The sequence below is a fragment of the Micromonospora sp. CPCC 205554 genome, from assembly GCF_036902745.1.
Taxonomy (GTDB): Bacteria; Actinomycetota; Actinomycetes; order Mycobacteriales; family Micromonosporaceae; genus Micromonospora; species Micromonospora tulbaghiae.
On the sequence record NZ_JBAKHP010000003.1, the window covers coordinates 108,063 to 124,409 of the forward strand.

Annotated in this window: 13 protein-coding genes and 1 tRNA gene; 6 read left to right on the forward strand and 8 right to left on the reverse strand. The window is 69.8% G+C overall.

All coding sequences use genetic code 11. The features are described from left to right. Positions 1 to 51 precede the first annotated feature (51 nt). Genes V6U82_RS06305 through V6U82_RS06315 form a run of 3 tightly spaced genes read left to right on the forward strand, consistent with a single transcriptional unit; the run spans position 52 to position 4,791 of the window. Complete coding sequence (locus tag V6U82_RS06305) at positions 52 to 2,793, forward strand: lantibiotic dehydratase (protein WP_334459792.1); 2,742 nt, start codon at positions 52 to 54, stop codon at positions 2,791 to 2,793. Further along, complete coding sequence (locus V6U82_RS06310) at positions 2,790 to 3,866, forward strand: lanthionine synthetase C family protein (RefSeq protein ID WP_334459793.1); 1,077 nt, start codon at positions 2,790 to 2,792, stop codon at positions 3,864 to 3,866. The genes V6U82_RS06305 and V6U82_RS06310 overlap by 4 nt, the downstream gene beginning before the upstream one ends. Before the next feature lie 13 nt (positions 3,867 to 3,879). Further along, entirely contained in the window at positions 3,880 to 4,791 is a 912-nt protein-coding gene (locus tag V6U82_RS06315) for a thiopeptide-type bacteriocin biosynthesis protein (protein ID WP_069089169.1), read from the forward strand. Positions 4,792 to 6,503: 1,712 nt separating this feature from the next. On the opposite strand, the gene V6U82_RS06320 is transcribed toward V6U82_RS06315, so the two are convergent. After that, a complete protein-coding gene (locus V6U82_RS06320) occupies positions 6,504 to 7,385 on the reverse strand; it encodes a PfkB family carbohydrate kinase (protein ID WP_051611164.1) in 882 nt (293 codons plus the stop codon). Beyond that, on the reverse strand, positions 7,382 to 8,887 hold the full coding sequence (locus V6U82_RS06325) for a helix-turn-helix transcriptional regulator (RefSeq protein ID WP_046569661.1): 1,506 nt from the start codon (positions 8,885 to 8,887) through the stop codon (positions 7,382 to 7,384). The genes V6U82_RS06320 and V6U82_RS06325 overlap by 4 nt, the downstream gene beginning before the upstream one ends. Before the next feature lie 394 nt (positions 8,888 to 9,281). Between V6U82_RS06325 and V6U82_RS06330 the strand changes: the two genes are divergently transcribed. After that, positions 9,282 to 9,357: transfer RNA gene (locus V6U82_RS06330), tRNA-Arg, on the forward strand. 8 nt (positions 9,358 to 9,365) lie between these two features. Here V6U82_RS06330 and V6U82_RS06335 read toward each other — a convergent pair. The 3 genes from V6U82_RS06335 to V6U82_RS06345 form a co-directional block, all read right to left on the reverse strand. Next, positions 9,366 to 10,028 (reverse strand): DUF6882 domain-containing protein, encoded by a 663-nt coding sequence (locus V6U82_RS06335; protein WP_334459798.1) that lies wholly within the window; start codon positions 10,026 to 10,028, stop codon positions 9,366 to 9,368. A 74-nt stretch (positions 10,029 to 10,102) separates the two neighbouring features. Beyond that, positions 10,103 to 10,276, reverse strand: a complete 174-nt coding sequence (locus V6U82_RS06340; protein WP_334459799.1) for a hypothetical protein — start codon at positions 10,274 to 10,276, stop codon at positions 10,103 to 10,105. Between the two features lie 288 nt (positions 10,277 to 10,564). Next, positions 10,565 to 10,690, reverse strand: a complete 126-nt coding sequence (locus V6U82_RS06345) for a hypothetical protein (protein ID WP_334459800.1) — start codon at positions 10,688 to 10,690, stop codon at positions 10,565 to 10,567. Between the two features lie 202 nt (positions 10,691 to 10,892). Here V6U82_RS06345 and V6U82_RS06350 point away from each other — a divergent pair, with 202 nt between their 5' ends. Together V6U82_RS06350 and V6U82_RS06355 are read left to right on the forward strand one after the other, a co-directional pair. Then, positions 10,893 to 11,669, forward strand: a complete 777-nt coding sequence (locus V6U82_RS06350; protein WP_334459802.1) for an HAD-IIB family hydrolase — start codon at positions 10,893 to 10,895, stop codon at positions 11,667 to 11,669. Between the two features lie 120 nt (positions 11,670 to 11,789). Beyond that, positions 11,790 to 13,577, forward strand: a complete 1,788-nt coding sequence (locus V6U82_RS06355; RefSeq protein WP_334459803.1) for an adenylyl cyclase — start codon at positions 11,790 to 11,792, stop codon at positions 13,575 to 13,577. A gap of 47 nt (positions 13,578 to 13,624) precedes the next feature. On the opposite strand, the gene V6U82_RS06360 is transcribed toward V6U82_RS06355, so the two are convergent. The 3 genes from V6U82_RS06360 to V6U82_RS06370 form a co-directional block, all read right to left on the reverse strand. Then, positions 13,625 to 14,215 carry an ATP-dependent Clp protease proteolytic subunit gene (locus V6U82_RS06360; RefSeq protein ID WP_013283850.1) on the reverse strand — a complete coding sequence of 197 codons (591 nt, stop codon included), beginning with the start codon at positions 14,213 to 14,215 and terminating at the stop codon, positions 13,625 to 13,627. A gap of 125 nt (positions 14,216 to 14,340) precedes the next feature. Next, positions 14,341 to 14,982 (reverse strand): helix-turn-helix domain-containing protein, encoded by a 642-nt coding sequence (locus V6U82_RS06365; RefSeq protein ID WP_334459805.1) that lies wholly within the window; start codon positions 14,980 to 14,982, stop codon positions 14,341 to 14,343. Between the two features lie 104 nt (positions 14,983 to 15,086). Beyond that, positions 15,087 to 16,271, reverse strand: a complete 1,185-nt coding sequence (locus V6U82_RS06370) for a hypothetical protein (protein WP_334459806.1) — start codon at positions 16,269 to 16,271, stop codon at positions 15,087 to 15,089. Positions 16,272 to 16,347 lie beyond the last annotated feature (76 nt).

The window sequence follows — 16,347 nt, forward strand, 5'->3', positions numbered from 1 at the left end:
CCCCGGGCCCGGCGTCTCCAGCGCCGGGCCCCCGTCTTCGAGGGTGCGTTCATGTTCCCCACGGCCGGTGCGGCGCTGATCAGAGTTGCCGCCTACCCCAGCGGTCTGACCCTGCCCGCGTGGCCCGACCTGACGACGGATCAGCCCGAGCAGTGGCGGCAGTGGCTGGCCGCAGTGTGGGCGCTGCCGGGATTCGCCACCGCCGTCGCCGCTGCCACACCCCAGTTGGCCGAACAGATCACCCGGACCGTGGCCAGTGCGCCGACCACCGACCGCCGGTTCGGGCGCATGGTCGACTCGACGGTCCGGTACCTGCTGAGGTGGACCACCCGGGCGACACCGTTCGGCACCTTCGCCGGGGTGGCTCCGGTCGAGTTCGGCGCCCGCGCATCGGTTCGGTGGGGCGAGGCGCATCAGGTGGTGACCCGCCCTGACGGGACGTTCGTCGCCGAGCACACCGGGCGCACCGAGCAGGACCTGGCGGCGCTGCGCGACGTCGCGGTGGTGACGAACTCGGTGGGGTACCAGCGCGGCGAGGTGTGGGTGCTGCCCTGCCTGCGCGGCGACGGCGACCGCAGGTGGGACATAGAGATCCGTCTGACCAGGCCGGTGCGGGCGGCGATCCGCGCGGCGCGTTCCCCGGTCATGTTCGGTGACCTCGCCGCCCGGGTCGCCGGGCCGCTGCCCGCCGCTACCGGGGCGGCCGAACGGATGTTGGCGTCGCTCGTCCAGGCGGGTGTCCTGCTGTCGGCGCTGCGGCCGGCGACGACTGTCACCGACCCGGCCTCCCACCTGGCCCGTCACGTCCCGATGCCCGATCCCGGCGACCGGGTCGCGGTCGACCTGCGTGTCGACGCCTCGGTGACGCTGCCACCGGCGGTGCTCCACGAGGCGGCCCGTGCCGCGTCGACGCTGGTGGCGGTGGCAGCGCCCCTGCCGGGATGGGCGGAATACCACGGCGCGTTCATTCAGCGGTGGGGCCCGGGCGCGGCCGTGCCGTTACGCGACGTCCTGAACGTTCTGGGCTTTCCCGCCGGATACCGGGGTTCCACCCGGCGTGTACCTGCGGTGTTCACCGCCCGCGACCGGCTCCTCGCGCAGCTCGCCCAGCAGTCGGCGCTGAACGACTGTACGGAGGTGATCCTCGACGACGAGCTGACAGGCCGCCTACGAGGAGATGACGACCGGCCGCCGATCCCACACACCGAACTACGGTTCACCCTCGCCGCCGCGACCCCACAGGACCTGGACCGAGGCGCGTTCACGTTGACGGTGGTCAGCGGAGCCCGCCACGCCGGGGTCGCCGCCGGCCGGTTCCTGCACCTGCTTTCTCCCGCCGAGCTGGCGTCGTTCCAGCACGTCTACCGGAACCTGCCGACCGCCCTGCCCGGCGCGGACACGGTGCAACTGTCCGGCCCGCCGCTGGATGCCCGCTTGGCCGCGGTCGCCCGGACACCTGCGGTGCTGCCCGTCCTGCCCGTCGGCGACTTCCACCCGGACCCGCCGTGGACGCTCGCGGACCTCGCGGTGACCGGCGACGGCCAGCGGCTGTGGCTGGTGTCGCGGACCTCCGGGCGACCGGTCGAGCCGCTGCTGCTCAACAGCGTGCTGCTACCCGACCTCCAGCAGCCCCTGATGCGGTTCCTGACCGAGATCTGGACGGCGTGGACGGCTCCGTGCAGCCGATTCGACTGGGGGCACGCGCGTAGCCTGCCGTTCCTGCCACGCCTGCGACGCGGACGCAGCATCGTGCACCCCGCCCGCTGGACCATCGACCGGACCGCGCTCCCCGCCCGCACCCTGGCATGGTCCCACTGGCGCGACGCCTGGCAGCGATACCGTGAACAGCACCGGCTCCCGGACGAGGTCCTGGTCGGCGCCGACGACGTGCAGGTACGTCTGGACCTGAACGACAACACCCACCTGGCAGTACTGCGCCGGCACCTCGACCGGCACGCCCGCACCACCCTCACCGAGGCTCCCGGCCCGGCCGGCTGGATCGGCGGCCGACCCGCCGAACTCCTCCTCACCCTCGCGCACACCCGTCCGGCCACCCACCCGAGCCGACCAGCGCGGGCCGCGACCGCACAACAGCATCGACCCGGCCAGTCACCGTGGCTGGAGGCCCGCCTGTACGGCCGGCTCGACGACATCCTCACCGACCTCGCCCACCGGACCGGCAACCTCCCGGCGGCGGGCTGGTGGTTCCTCCGGTACCCGAACCCTGAGCCCCACCTGCGGCTACGCATCCCACTCCAGGACACCACCTTCGCGGCAACCGCCGCAGGCCTCGCCGACTGGGCGCAACAACTGGAGCACAACCGCGTCCTGCACGACTACAGCCTGCACACCTACCGGCCCGAGACCCGCCACGGCACCGGCCCCACCCTCACCGCCGCCGAAGCGGTCTTCGCCGCTGACTCCCGCGCCACCCTGCAGCGGCTGACCGGTGACCGCCAGGCCACCACCGCCGCCACGATGATTACCATCGCGGACGCCTTCACCGGCGACGGACCCCGTTGGCTCGCCGAACACGTCCCCCACCACAGCGGCCCCCGACTCGAACCCGTCCAGCTCGACCTCGCCCGCATCCCCTACCGCGACGACGACCTGGACAAGGCACTGGCCACCTACCGGACACTGGCCCACGCCGACAACCTGGACCTCGACCAGGTACTGGCCGACCTTCTGCACCTGCACCACGCCCGCATGATCGGCGTCGACCCCGCCTCCGAACGGCACTGCCTCCGCCTGGCCCGCGCCGTCGCCCGCACCCGCCAGGCGACGTCATGACCGCAGCACAGTCCCTCGCCGAAGGGGCGGCCGGCGTCGCCCTTCTACACCTGGAAACCGGCAACCGGCCCGCCGCCCACGCGGCACTGCGGGCCGCCACCGCCAACGGCGTCAGCATCGCCGCGGGCGCCAGCCTCTTCTACGGCGCACCCGCACTCGCCTTCGTCCTCGCCACCCCCAACCAACCGGGCCTCACCCGGGCACGAGCGATCGCCGCCACCGGGACCGTCACGGTCACCCGCCGACGATTGCGCGCCGCCCACCGCCGCATCGATTCCCACCAGCGGCCCCACTACGCCGAGTACGACCTCATCCGCGGCCTGACCGGCCTCGGCGTCGCCCTGCACCGCCTCGGCGACCACGACCTGCTCCGCCAGGTACTCACCTACCTGGTCCGGCTCACCGAACCGGTCAACGACCTCCCCGGCTGGTGGTGCGCGAACGGACCCGACCGACACCAGCCACCACCACCAGGAGGCCACGCCAACCACGGGATCGCCCACGGCATCACCGGCCCACTCGCGCTACTCGCCCTCACCCAGCGCGCCGGCATCACCGTCGACGGACACACCGAGGCGATCCTGCGGATATGCCGATGGCTGGACACCTGGCAGCAGCACACCGCCGGCACCATCTGGTGGCCGCAGACCCTCACCCTCGACGACCTGCACCACGGCGCACCCGCACAACAACACCCACTACGCCCCTCCTGGTGCTACGGCACCCCCGGCATCGCCCGCGCCCAACAACTGGCCGCCCTCGCCCTGCACGACACCACCCGGCAGCTCCTCGCCGAGACGGCGTTCACCACCTGCGTGAACGACCCCGCACAGATCCGCCGTCTCACCGACCGCAGCCTCTGCCACGGCACCGCCGGCCTCCTCGCCACCGGCCGGCGCATCGCCGCCGACGCACTCACCCCGACACCCCTCGCCCCACTGACCCGCCTCCACCGGCACGCCACCCCCGCCGCGGACGAACCCACCGGACTACTTGACGGCACAGCCGGTCACGCCCTGGCCGCAGCCTCCACAACCTCAACCTCGTGGGACGCCTGCCTCCTACTCAGCTGACGAAAGGCCCGCCATGAAGGAGACCCCCTGGCAACAGGTGAACATCACCTACCCTGGCCAGAGCCGCCACGAACGCGAACAACACGCGATACCCCACCTCCACCGCGTCCTACCCGCCGCCGAGACCGCCGGCCTCATCACCTCCTGGTGGTTCATCCGCAAAGGACCGTGGCGCATCCGCTACCTGCCCACCACGCCCGACACCGACCCCGGCCCGGTACACGACCTGCTCACCGGAACGCGCGCCTGGACCAGCGACATCTACGAACCCGAGATCCACGCCTTCGGCGGCCCCGACGCGATGGACACCGCACACACCCTGTTCCACCACGACAGCCGCCACCTCCTCACCTACCTTCACCATCAGCCGGCAGACCGACGGGAACGCTCCCTCATCCTGTGCACGGCACTCATGCGCGCCACCGGACTCGACCTCAACGAACAAGGCGACGTATGGGCGCGAGTCGCCCGACACCGCCTGGAACACCGCACCTGGCCCCCCGCCGCCGACCCCGCCACCTGGGAAGCCTTCACCGGCAAGGTCCGTCACCTGCAACTCGGCACCACCCGCACCACCAGCGACTGGCAGACCGCCTTCGAGAACGCCGGCACAGCCCTCCGCCACCTACGCGACACAGGAAAACTCACCCGTGGGCTACGCGCCGTGATCGCAGAGCACGTGATCTTCCACTGGAACCGGATCGGGATACCCGCCACAACCCAGGCCGTCCTCGCCCAAGCAGCCGCGGAAGCCATCTTCGGCCGTGCCCCCGTGCCGCCAGGCGAGCAGTGGCCACGCCCGGTCGAACCCGTACCACCATCTGCGGTACCGCCAACAGAGGTCGATGCGCCCAGTCGCGCGGCGCTTGCAAGTTCAAGACACAGCAGACTCCTCACAGAGGGGGCTAGTGCCCAATGGTCGTGAAGCGCTGGCGGGGCCGGACACATCGTCCGGCCCCAAGTAAAGTGCTGGTGCGTGATGGTTGAACCGCTTCGGTCGATCCTGGCCTTGGCGTCCGAAGTGTGCAGTCGGGCCAGTTATCGCCGACCTTTCGTCACGATTGCCCTAACTGCTAGAAGGATCAACGGGACCAGTATCGGTGTAGGCACGGAAATGGCGTCGGGAATTTCATTCACCGAAGCGGCAACCCATGTAACCGCTGCGGCGATTGCGGCTACCAGTAGCCCGGATAGGGTTAGGGCGTGTCGAGCCGTTCGCTTCGAAGGCAGAAACTTTATCTCAATGGCGAATCGCCACCAGGTTGCGAAGAAATTCCCTTCCGTTGATCTTTCTGTTCGGTGATGCGCCCAGACGCGTGCCTTGTCCGACGGTTCGGACTCGATGGGGTCAGTGTGATCGGCCAGGTTGAGCTCTTGGTCAATCTGCTGGGACGGGCAACGCCCCTGGTTCACTGCATAACCCCAATCGTGCAAGCGAACAAGCTTCACTTCCTTCCTGCGTGTTGGATCGGGTGCGGTCGCTGTGCATAAAGACTGACCGACATGGGTCGTAGGACGAGACTCCTAGGCCCATTGTCATGGTCTCAACGTGCATCGCAAGACCCGTCGCACATGGTGTGCGATGTTCCAGCTTGGAGGGACGGTTGACTAGCAGCCCTGAACCCGTGAGTCTGTTGACGGGCGCCCATTGGTAACGCGAAGTGTCTTAAATTTTCCTGGGAACTGTCAGCAGCGATAAAGAGTACCGGGCATGGGAGAAGGGGATATATATGCCAGCGAAGGGGTCTGTTGAAGCGGGCAATGGCGGCGTTCCGAAACGGCGTGAGTCCGATGGCGGCATCACCCCTCCGGCAGTTGCGTCTGGAGGTGCGAGTGGGAGCAGCGGGCCGCTAACCCGTGTAACCGTCAATTTTACTCAAAGGTCAATGTTGGCGCTCGATAGTGCCGTCCGGAAGTCGGGAGATACCAGAACGGACACCATCAACCGCGCAATTCAAGTATATGATCTAGTGCAAGATGTCCTAAAGCGCGGCGATGGCCGAAGCCTGCTGATCAAGTATCCGAATGGCGAATGCGAGCGCCTGCTAATGATGTGACTAGCCGCTCGGCTCTTAACGCATTCGGGCAGATGTTGGACTTGAATGGCACCAATTCTTCCCGCGGGTAGAGCAGGAGCAGTCACCGCCGGGTATAGAAAGTAGGCAGGGCTGACCATCTCGCGGCGGCGGCCATTGGCGACACGGCTGCTGGGGAAAGTCCATTCCGTCTGTCCGTTGTAGTCGTGGCCGCGCGCAGCGCTGCATTATCCTGCCTTGGAGGCCCTCTTGCCGGCGAGACCCCTTGCGGCATCGTTGTAAACCCCCGTGCTCGTAATCGACGGAGCGTCGCTCGTCGACTTTGCCGGCTTCGTCTACGAGTTCTCGCAGCTGCTCTGTCACGCAACCCGAGCGGAAGCCTCGATGCCTTCAGCGACATCCTCTTCGAGCAGGACCCTGGGAGGCTGGCCGTTCTGCTGACCGCAGTCGGTGTGCCAGGCATGCCGCTGCCAGAGGCCTTGTCGGATACGCACTCGAGTTCGAACCGATCGTCCCTCGCGATCTTGTGGAGACTCGGATCAGTGCGGGCGTCTGGCAACCATGAAGGCCAGCGATGTCACCGTCGTCCCGACCTAGTCGCCTAGCGTCTGTCGACCTGCACGAAGGTTGTTGCGGCGGCGACGCCTTTGGCGACTGCGTGGGGTAGCGGCACGTTGTGAGCGAGTCGTGCGGCGAGGGTGCCGAGGAAGGCGTCACCGGCCCCGCTGGTGTTGATGGCCTTGACGTGTGATGCGGGGACGAGTGCGGTGTGGTCGGCATCGCTGTAGGCGGCGCCGCGAGCGCCAGCGGTCACCACCACCGCTCGTGGGCCCAGCTTGCGGAGTTCCTGCGCTGCGATCGACGGATTGGCATGGTGGCGGCCCAGTATCGCTGCCGCTTCGGCCTCGTTCGAAACGAACAGGTCGAGTGGGGCCAGGGCGGTCAGACCGAGCGAGGGATGTGGCACGAGGTTGCCGATGAGCGTCTCTGCGTGGTGATGCCGGAAGACGGCGTCAACGGCATCGGGCTGGAGATCGAGCTGGGTTACCACGATCGGAGCTCGTAGCTGCTGAAGTGCGTTGCGCACATGCTCGCTGGCGAGCTCAGTCTCTGTGGAGTGTGCGAGGACGATGTAGTTCTCGCCGTCGGGGGTGATCTCGATGATCGCGGTACCGGTCGGAGCCGATGGCACGACTTGAAGGAAGGACATGTCGATGGCCGCGTTGGTGAGGGCTCGGCTCAGGGAGGCGCCCCATTCGTCGTCGCCGACGTTGGTGATCAGGCTGGCGCGGACGCCCGCTTGTCGTGCGGCCAAAGCCTGGTTGAGGCTCTTGCCGCCCGGTGTGGTCGTCGCGGGTGACGAGGCGAACGTCGTCCGGCCAGCGACGGGCCGTTGGGGGATCCGCACGGTGATGTCGATGTTGGCGCGGCCGACGAAGGCGACATGCGGCGTACGGACCTGATCGGGTAGTTGGTGACTCATCCGCTGGTGGCCAGCTGGTCGAGGAGCTGTCGCACTTCCGGCTGGCTGGAGAAGGGTTCGAGTCGCCGGGCCAGGGTGGTGACGTTTCGGCGGACCCGAACCGAGCCCGTCGTGGTAGCCGTGGTCAACGCTTCAGCCGCGACGGTGGCGGCCTGGCCTGGTTCCGAAGCCGCCAGGTAGGCGTGCGCCGTGCGGGAGAGGTACACGCCCCGTTCGCGTCGGTAGCGGTCGGGCCACGTGTTGACGGCGTTGGTGAAGCTGTCGATGGCCCGACGCGGTTGGTTGAGGCGGAGCCATCCCTCGCCCTCCTGCGCCGCAAGGTACGGCCGGGTGCAGAACGAACCGAGGGCACTGCTTCCCCCGCTCGGCGGCCTGGCGGTCGCCACGAGTGTGTGGGCACGCTCGACCGCGGCCTGGAAAGCGGAGGCGTCCTGCGCGATGGCGCTGCCGTGCGCCTGCTGGATGGCGGCGAAGGCGTGCAGGAGCGGGGGCGTGTCGGGCAGGCGGGAAGCGGCACGGGCCAGCCCGACGACACAGTCCTCGTCCCCGGTTCCCACCATCCGCTGTGCCTTACGGGTCAGGACGTACGCCCAGAACTCCTGATCGTCGGCTTCCTGCGCCATGCTTCCCGCGCGGTCCAGCCAGCGGTCGCCCGCGGCCCGGTCGCCGAGATCGTCGCTGAGCCAACCCGCGAACTCGCTCCACCGTGCCTCGGTGCTGAGAAGCCGGTTACGAAGCTGTCCACGTGTCTGCCGACGCAGGGCGGCGATCAGCGCGATCTGCTGTTCGACGGTCGACAGGATGGTGAGGCCACCCAGCAGGTCGTCCGCTTGTACGAGGAGCGCGCGAAGCTCCGCGAAGTGATCGACAACGGCAGGGTCGACGGACCGTGGGTGAGAAACGCCTGTGGTGGTGACAACCGGCACGGCGGTGAGGCCAGCGGCCAGTTCCAGCAGAGCCCTCCGGCTTACCCGCAATGACATCGCCTGCCCATCGGACATGACCGCAAGCGTAACCGCGTCACCATCGTGAAAGTCCGTCTCACCTGCCACCGCGGCACCGGCGACCCGCGCGAGTGGTGCCGTCAGGCCGTTCGGACCACCGGCCGTCAGATCCGTGGCGGCGAGGTCGCGCAACGACTCCCGTGCCGGATCCGTCACCGGGACACCGTGAGTGCCAGCCGGTAGTGAGCGGTCCTCGACTTCGCCCCACCGCATGCGTTGTGCCGCTTCGACTTTCTCCTGATCAAGCTGCTGCTTCAGGCGCCGATAGTCGTCGTAGTCGGCCAGCAACTCTCCACCAGCGGCTAGGGCCGCTTCACAGCGCTGCCAGAAGATCCGGTCCGGGCATTGCTGCCCGCGCTCGACGCCCGCGATCGTGGTCCGGGAAACCGGCACCCGCCTCGCCAATGCCAACTGGGTCAGCCCACGCACGTTGCGCCAGGCGGCAAGCCTTGCACCCAGTGCCCGCTTCGCATCGTCTACCCGCTGCGGATCGATCATGACGCCCGTCCCTTCACAACCCCATACGGACACGACGGCTGCATTGACGCAAAGCGACGTTACCGTAACCGATCTCCGCCAGAACCGGCCAGCGCCTCAACAACCCCGGCGCCGACGTCCTTGTCCGCGCCGAGCAACGTCTATCGGCGGGCGACCCGAGACCCGACTCCGGACCTTCGATGATGTGCGCGGTGTGTGCTCGAGAGCGGATGCCACCGTGGGGCAACCGGTGCCACCGGATGCCACGGCGGGTCAACGGGCCGGGTCGCTGCCGGGGTCCGTGTGCTCGGGGTGTGGTCATCGGTCGGCCCTGACCAGGGCGACGACGTGGGTGAACGTGGGCCACTCCCTGCCACCCCGGGTGAACCGGCAGGCCGCTAGACTGGGCACTCGCGCCCTCGTAGCTCAGGGGATAGAGCATCGGTTTCCTAAACCGTGTGTCGCAGGTTCGAATCCTGCCGGGGGCACCAGATCCCGCCTACGGGCTGACCGTTCCCGACATGTTGCTGACCCGACCCATCGCGTCGAAGTCGACACGCAGGACCGACCCGCCCCGATCCTGCGCCGTCACCGACATCGGCGCCCGATCCAGCCGCCACCCCTGCTGGTGCAGGAACGACTCGACGGCGACGCGGTGTTCCACCGGGAAGGACTGGAGGACCTGGGTCAGGACGGTCAGCGCCCGCTCCGGCCGGACCGGCGCGGTGATCCGTGGCGGGGCGTCGTCGAGGTGGAAGAAGACCGCGCCGCCGTCGTACGGCCCGCGGTAGTAGCAGCGGCCGGTCAGGCCGGATGCCAGCAGGGCGAGACGGTGGCCGTCGGCGCGTTGGAGCGGGAATGTGGGTTCGGTGAGTTCGGCGACCCCTTGACGGTGCCCGTACTCGCGAAGCCAGCCGGCCAGATGCAGTAACGCCGGCGGGAGGTTGCTGGCCTCGTTGGCCCAGGCCCACAGCCAGGTGCCGTCGTCGTGGCTCTCGGTGCCGAGGAGTTGGATGTGGTACCGCAGGTCGTTCCCGAACGTCGCTGTGCCGTCGGTCAGGTCGAGTTGCCAGTCACGCTCGCCGAGCAGGTCGGCCAGCGCCATCTGGCGGGCCAGGCCGGTGCCGACATGTTCGGCGAAGAGTCGATCAAACGTCGGCATCGCCGCAGTGTGCCAGACCTTCGGGTACGGGACGGCCCCGCGTCCGGCCGGAGCCGGAGCGCGGGGCCGGCGGGTCAGCGGACCAGCGCTGCCACCAGCGTCCCGATGCAGGCGACGACGGCGGCGATGATCGGACTGAGCGTCTTGATGTACGCCAGGACGAGCCGGTGCCGGTCGGTCGGCTCGGCAACGGTTTGGTCCTCGTCCTCTGGTGTCTCGAAGTCTGACCCGTGAGGGATTACAGTCAACGTGACTCCTTCCGTTGCAGCGGTGGAGTCGAATGCGGCGTCCGGTGGCAGCCGGGCGCCGCCCTCTGTGTGAGGCGGCGCATCACCGTTCGACGGTTCGAGCATCCTCCCGGCGGACAGCTAGCACAAGAGTGGGCATTTCACTGTCGGGTACCTGACAAGCAGATGCATCGCATCGAGAAAATTTCGGTGCCAGCTCTTGCCAAATGCAATTTTCCGTGAAGCAGTTCAACCGAGCGTGACCATGTCGAAGCGCATGGTGAGCAGTCGTGTCGGCAGGCACGCCGACTACGACACGAGAAAGCCGGTGGACGGGCGGGTCAGGACGCCGGCGATACCGGTGGCGTAGCGGGCGCTGTCCCAGTTGTTGCCCGAGTACATGAGGTGCCAGTCGCCGTCGGCGGCCCTCCACATCGACGGGTTCTCCACCACGTGCGTACCGATCCCGTCAACGGGGGAGTGCCGGCGCGGAGGGCGGGAAGCGGGGGCCGCCCGGAGGCCCGCCGGGTTACCCTCCGTCGAGGGGACGCGTCACCCGGCCGGGCCCTCAGGCCGGCGCCAGGACTCGTCGGTACCCTGGCAGGTCCTGTCCTGTCCGCGACGACATGAGGTATTCGTGAACGATCTTCGAGTGGTGGCGTTCGATCTCGACGACACCCTGGCGATTTCCAAGTCCCAGATCGATCGTCGGATGGCGGAGTTGCTCGGCCACCTGCTCACCGAGGTGGACGTACTGGTCATCTCCGGTGGCCGGTTCGAGCAGTTCCAGTCGCAGGTGCTCGCCCACCTCGACCTCACCGAGGAGCAGCGCGACCGGCTGCACCTGATGCCGACCTGCGGCACCCGCTACTACCGCTGGTCCGACGGGGACTGGTGGCAGGTCTACGCGGAGGATCTGACCGAGGCCGACAAGGCCCGTGTCGTCGCCGCGCTCACCGAGTCGGCGCAGGCGCTGGGTCTGTGGGAGGCGAAGACCTGGGGCGACATCATCGAGGACCGGGGCAGCCAGATCACCTTCTCCGCGCTGGGGCAGTCCGCCCCGCCGGCCGAGAAGTACGGCTGGGATCCGGACGGGGACAAGAAGCGGCGGCTGCGGGACGCGGTCGCGGCGAAGCTGCCCGACCTGGAGGTGCGTGGCGGCGGCTCGACCTCGATCGACGTCACCCGCAAGGGCGTGGACAAGGCGTACGGCATGCGGAAGCTGCTGGAACACCTGGACCTGAAGATCGACAACGTGCTTTTCGTGGGTGACCGCCTGGACGTGGGTGGCAACGACTACCCGGTCAAGGCGATGGGCATCCGCTGCGTCGCGGTCACCCGCTGGGAGGAGACCGCCGACTACGTCGAGAAGCTCGTCGACGACCTGGTGAAGCAGCGCGCCGAGCGTTCCTGAGCGCAGCCCGCAGCAGAGCCCGCCGGTTCCGGAACCGGCGGGCTCTGGCGGTATCGACGGTGATGAGGTAGGAACAGCCGAGAGAGCGCTCTCCCGTCCCATCACCGAACAGGCAGGCAGATGCGATCACCCGACCCCTCCCGCCGCCGTTTCCTCACGCTCACCGCCTCCGCGGCCTCGCTCACCGCCCTCGGCCTCCCGGCCGGCGCCGCGGCCGCGGCACCGGCCGCGCGCCCCGCCCGCGAGCCCGACTTCGGCCCCAACGTCTTCGTGTACGACCCGAGCACGCCGGTCGAGGAGATCCAGTCCACGCTGGACCGGCTGTTCACCGCCCAGGAACGCAACGAGATGGGCTTCGACAGGTACGCCGTGCTGTTCAAGCCCGGCCGCTACGAGGTGGACGCCCGGCTCGGCTACTACACGACAGTCGCCGGTCTCGGCGCCCACCCGGACGACGTGGAGATCCACGGCGCGGTCCGGGTGGTCGGGCAGCCGGACCCGAACTCGCCCGCAGGCATCTCCGCGCTCACCAACTTCTGGCGCTCGGCGGAGAACCTCGCGGTCACCCCGACCGACTGGTCGAACCAGTGGGCCGTCTCGCAGGCGTCACCGATGCGGAGGGTGCACGTCAAGGGCGTGCTGTGGCTGGAACCCGGCAACGGCGGCTACTCCAGCGGCGGCTACATCGCCGACTCCAAGGTGGACGGCATCACCATCAACGGTTCCCAGCAGCAGTGGCTCACCCGGGACAGCGAACTCGGCGGCGAGTGGACCAACGGCGTGTGGAACCAGGTCTTCTCCGGCGTGATCGGCGCGCCCGCGCAGGGCTTCCCCGACCCGCCGTACACCACGCTGCCGACCAGCCCGGTCACCCGGGAGAAGCCGTACCTGTTCGTCGACGCCCGGGGCGCCTGGCGGGTGGCCGTACCGCGCCTGCGCCGCGACACCGCCGGCACCACCTGGGCCACCGGCGGCGCGCCGGTGCCGTCGCTGCCGCTGTCCGCGTTCTTCCTCGCCCGGCCCACCGACTCGGCGAAGCGGATCAACACCGAACTGGCCCGGGGCCGGCATCTGCTGCTCACCCCCGGCGTCTACCACCTGGACCGGGCCCTGCGGGTGCGGCGTCCGGACACCGTCGTGCTCGGCCTCGGCATGCCCAGCCTCGTGCCGGACCGCGGGGACGCGGCGCTGCGGATCGAGGACGTGGACGGGGTCCGCATCGCCGGGGTGCTCGTGGACGCCGGGCCGGTCGAGTCGCCGGTGCTGGTCGAGGTCGGCACGCGGCACTGCCACCGGTCGCACGCCACGAACCCGATCTCGCTCCAGGACGTCTTCTTCCGCATCGGCGGCCCGTACGCCGGGCGGGCGGTGACCAGCCTGGTGGTCAACAGCCGGCACACGCTCGTCGACAACATCTGGGCCTGGCGCGGCGACCACGGCCGGGCCGGCACGATCGGCTGGACCGTGAACACCGCCGCCACCGGCGTGATCGTCAACGGCGACGACGTGACCGCGTACGGGCTGTTCGTCGAGCACTACCAGCGCTGGCAGACGATCTGGAACGGCGAGCGCGGCCGGACCGTGTTCTACCAGAGCGAGCTGCCCTACGACCCGCCGAGCCAGGCGGCCTGGCGCAGCCCGACCGGCAACGGCTGGGCCTCGTACAAGGTGGCCGACCACGTCCGCACGCACGAGGCGTGGGGGCTCGGCGTCTACTCGTACTTCAACCAGGGCGTGGACATCCGCTGCGACCGGGGGATCGAGGCGCCGCGCCGGGCCGGGGTGCGGTTCCACGACGCGATCACCGTGTTCCTGGACGGCAGCGGCGGCATCGAGCGCACGATCAACGAGATCGGCACCCCGGTCGTCGGCTCGTACGGCACCAGCACGGTGATCAGCTACCCCTGACCGCGAGGGCGGCCCGGCCGGTGCGGGACCGGCCGGGCCGCGCCCGCTCACGCCGCGAGCTGGTCGACGCGGGTGAGCACCTGGTCGACGAGGCCGTACTCGCGGGCCTGCTCGGCGGTGAACCAGCGGTCGCGGTCCCAGTCGCGCTGGATCTCCTCCAGCGTCCGCCCGCTGTGCTGGGCGATCAGCTCCTGCATGGTGCGCTTCACGTGCAGCATGTTCTCGGCCTGGATGGTGATGTCCGCGGCGGTGCCGCCCATTCCGCCGGAGGGCTGGTGCATCATGATCCGCGAGTGCGGCAGCGCGAACCGCTTCCCTGCGGCCCCGGCACAGAGCAGGAACTGCCCCATCGACCCGGCCATCCCCAGCGCCAGCGTCGCCACGTCGTTCTTGACGTACCGCATGGTGTCGTAGACGGCCATGCCGGCGCTCACCGAGCCGCCCGGCGAGTTGATGTAGAGGAAGATGTCGCGCTCGGCGTCCTCGGCCGCGAGGAGCAGGATCTGCGCGCAGATCTGGTTGGCCGACGCGTCGGTGACCTCGGTGCCGAGGAAGATGATCCGCTCCTTCAGCAGCCGTTCGAAGACCCGGTCGCCGAACGCCGGCTGCCCCTCGTCGAGCATCCAGATGCCACCCATCGCCGCCCACCTCCTACCGCCGGTGGGCGGGGGACCGCCCGGGAACCCGGCGGTCTCCAGCGTCCGCCGGGCGCACCCGCGCGGCCCAGGCTTTCTGCCCGGGGCAGATTCGCCCTGGGCAGAAGCTACGCGGAGACCGGCCGCCGCCGGCCGGCGCGGGCCCGCCGCCGGGCCAGCGTGACGGAGGTACGCGGACGAGGGCGGACGGCCGGGGCGGAGGGAGCCGGCCAGATCCGGATGCCGCCGGCGAACCCGATCGGCGTGGCGGCGTCGAACGCCGGACCGAGCGGCGCCGGCCCGAGGTCCACCGGCCGCAGCATGCCGCCGAGCAATGGCGTGGCGGTGACCGGGCGGCGTGCGACGTGCGGCCGGAGCGAGACGGCGGGCCGGCGGGTCACGGGCGGCCGGGGTGACACGGCCGGGCGGCGCGTGACGGACAGCCGGGGCGGGCCGACCCGCAGCTGTGGCCCGGTGCGGGCGGACGGCACCCGGTCGAACCGGGCCGCCGAGATACCGGGGCCGACCGGGGCCGGGCGCTCCCGGCGCAGCTCGTCGCGGGCCTCTTCGAGCAGGTCGGCGAGGTGGATCCCGAGCGCGCGGCAGATCGCGGCCAGCACCTCGGAGGAGGCCTCCTTACGCCCGCGTTCGACCTCGGAGAGATAGGGCAGGGAGACGCCGGCGGCCTGGGCGACCTCGCGCAGCGTGCGGCCCTGGCGCAGGCGGATGCGACGGAGCACCCCACCGATCACGCGTCGCAGCAACGACATGCCGGCCTCCTCGCGGTCACCGTCCTGACGTCCCCATCATGCCCCGTCCACGCGCCCGGCACCTGCCCGGTCGGCCCCCGTGGTGCCGACCGGGCAGGTGTGGGTCAACGCCAGACGACCGCGCGGGAGTGCCAGCTCGGCGAGGCGAAGAACACCTGACCGGCGATCAGGCCGGCGTCGTTGACGTTGATCGCGACGCTGCTCACCGCGCCGTCCGGCAGGGGCAGCAGCTGGGATGCCGCGGTGGGCGAGGGCCAGATCATCGCCCGGCTCGCCGTGCCGTCGCTGCCGATCACCAGGCCCGAGTCGTTCACGGACTGCGCCGTCGGGGAGGCCGAAGCGGTGGCCAGCTCGCGCATCGTCGTACCGTCCCAGAAGAAGGCGGCGAACCGGCCGTCAGCGGTCCAGCTGGTGCCGACCACCTGACCGAGGTCGTTGATGCCGTTCGCGTCGCTCGTGGGTCCGCCCAGCGTGCCCAGCGACCGCAGGACGCCGTCGCGCCAGACGAATGCCTGGTTGACGAACGGAGGATCGTTCCAGTCCTTGTAGCCGTAGGTACCCGCGACGGTGCCGGCCTCGTTCACCGCGAGGGCGCTCGCACCCGGCGGGGCGTCGATCGTGATCTCGGTGTTCCCGGTCCGGACGAACGCCCGCCGCCCGGGGAAGCTGTCGGTGACGTGGTAGACGCCGACCACCCGGTCGCCGGCCGTGTCGTACGCGATGGAGAAGATGCCACCGGTCAGGCCGAGATCCTGGATCTTCCCGTCGACCCACGCCACGGCATGGCTGCTGCCGTCGGCCGCCTGGGCGGTGCCCACGATGCGGCCCCGCTCGTCGATCGCCTGGGCCTGGCTGTTCGGCCCGCCGAGCGTCCCGAGGTCCTCGATCCGCCCGTCCACCCAGCGCACCGCGTGCCAGTAGCCGCTGGACACCTCCGCCGACCCGACGACCACCCCGGCGCTGTTGACGTCCGACGCCGAGCTGCTCCGGCCGAGTGACGGCAGCAGCTCGGCGGTCCGTCTCGCCGTCGGCATCGGCGCAGGCGTGGTGGCGGTCGGCGTACCGGTGGGCGACGGCACGGCGGTCGGTGTCGCGGTGGCGGTCGGCGTCGGCGAGGCGGTCGGTCGTGGGGAGACGGTCGGCGAGGGGACGACGGTGGGCTTCGGCCGGGTGGGCCGGGCCGTTCCGGGCGGGCGGTCCCCGGGCCGGTCCGCCGCAGCGGGAGGCGCCCCGGAGACGACCATCCCGAGCACCACGGCCAGCGCGGTCAATCCCATGCGTGTACGCATCCGACGTCCCCTCGTCACGATCGGTGAGCCATCAGTCTCACCCGCGGACGCGTCGACGGATCTGACGAAATCCTTA

Bases quoted from the DNA above. Each gene is read 5' to 3' on its own strand.
- V6U82_RS06345 (WP_334459800.1), bottom strand. From the start codon at position 10,690: ATGTGGAGGGCCGCCGACGGCGACTGGCACCTCATGTACTCGGGCAAC.
- V6U82_RS06310 (WP_334459793.1), top strand. From the start codon at position 2,790: ATGACCGCAGCACAGTCCCTCGCCGAAGGGGCGGCCGGCGTCGCCCTT.
- V6U82_RS06325 (WP_046569661.1), bottom strand. From the start codon at position 8,887: ATGATCGATCCGCAGCGGGTAGACGATGCGAAGCGGGCACTGGGTGCA.
- V6U82_RS06320 (WP_051611164.1), bottom strand. From the start codon at position 7,385: ATGAGTCACCAACTACCCGATCAGGTCCGTACGCCGCATGTCGCCTTC.
- V6U82_RS06335 (WP_334459798.1), bottom strand. From the start codon at position 10,028: ATGCCGACGTTTGATCGACTCTTCGCCGAACATGTCGGCACCGGCCTG.
- V6U82_RS06370 (WP_334459806.1), bottom strand. From the start codon at position 16,271: ATGCGTACACGCATGGGATTGACCGCGCTGGCCGTGGTGCTCGGGATG.
- V6U82_RS06355 (WP_334459803.1), top strand. From the start codon at position 11,790: ATGCGATCACCCGACCCCTCCCGCCGCCGTTTCCTCACGCTCACCGCC.
- V6U82_RS06315 (WP_069089169.1), top strand. From the start codon at position 3,880: ATGAAGGAGACCCCCTGGCAACAGGTGAACATCACCTACCCTGGCCAG.
- V6U82_RS06365 (WP_334459805.1), bottom strand. From the start codon at position 14,982: ATGTCGTTGCTGCGACGCGTGATCGGTGGGGTGCTCCGTCGCATCCGC.
- V6U82_RS06360 (WP_013283850.1), bottom strand. From the start codon at position 14,215: ATGGGTGGCATCTGGATGCTCGACGAGGGGCAGCCGGCGTTCGGCGAC.
- V6U82_RS06305 (WP_334459792.1), top strand. From the start codon at position 52: ATGTTCCCCACGGCCGGTGCGGCGCTGATCAGAGTTGCCGCCTACCCC.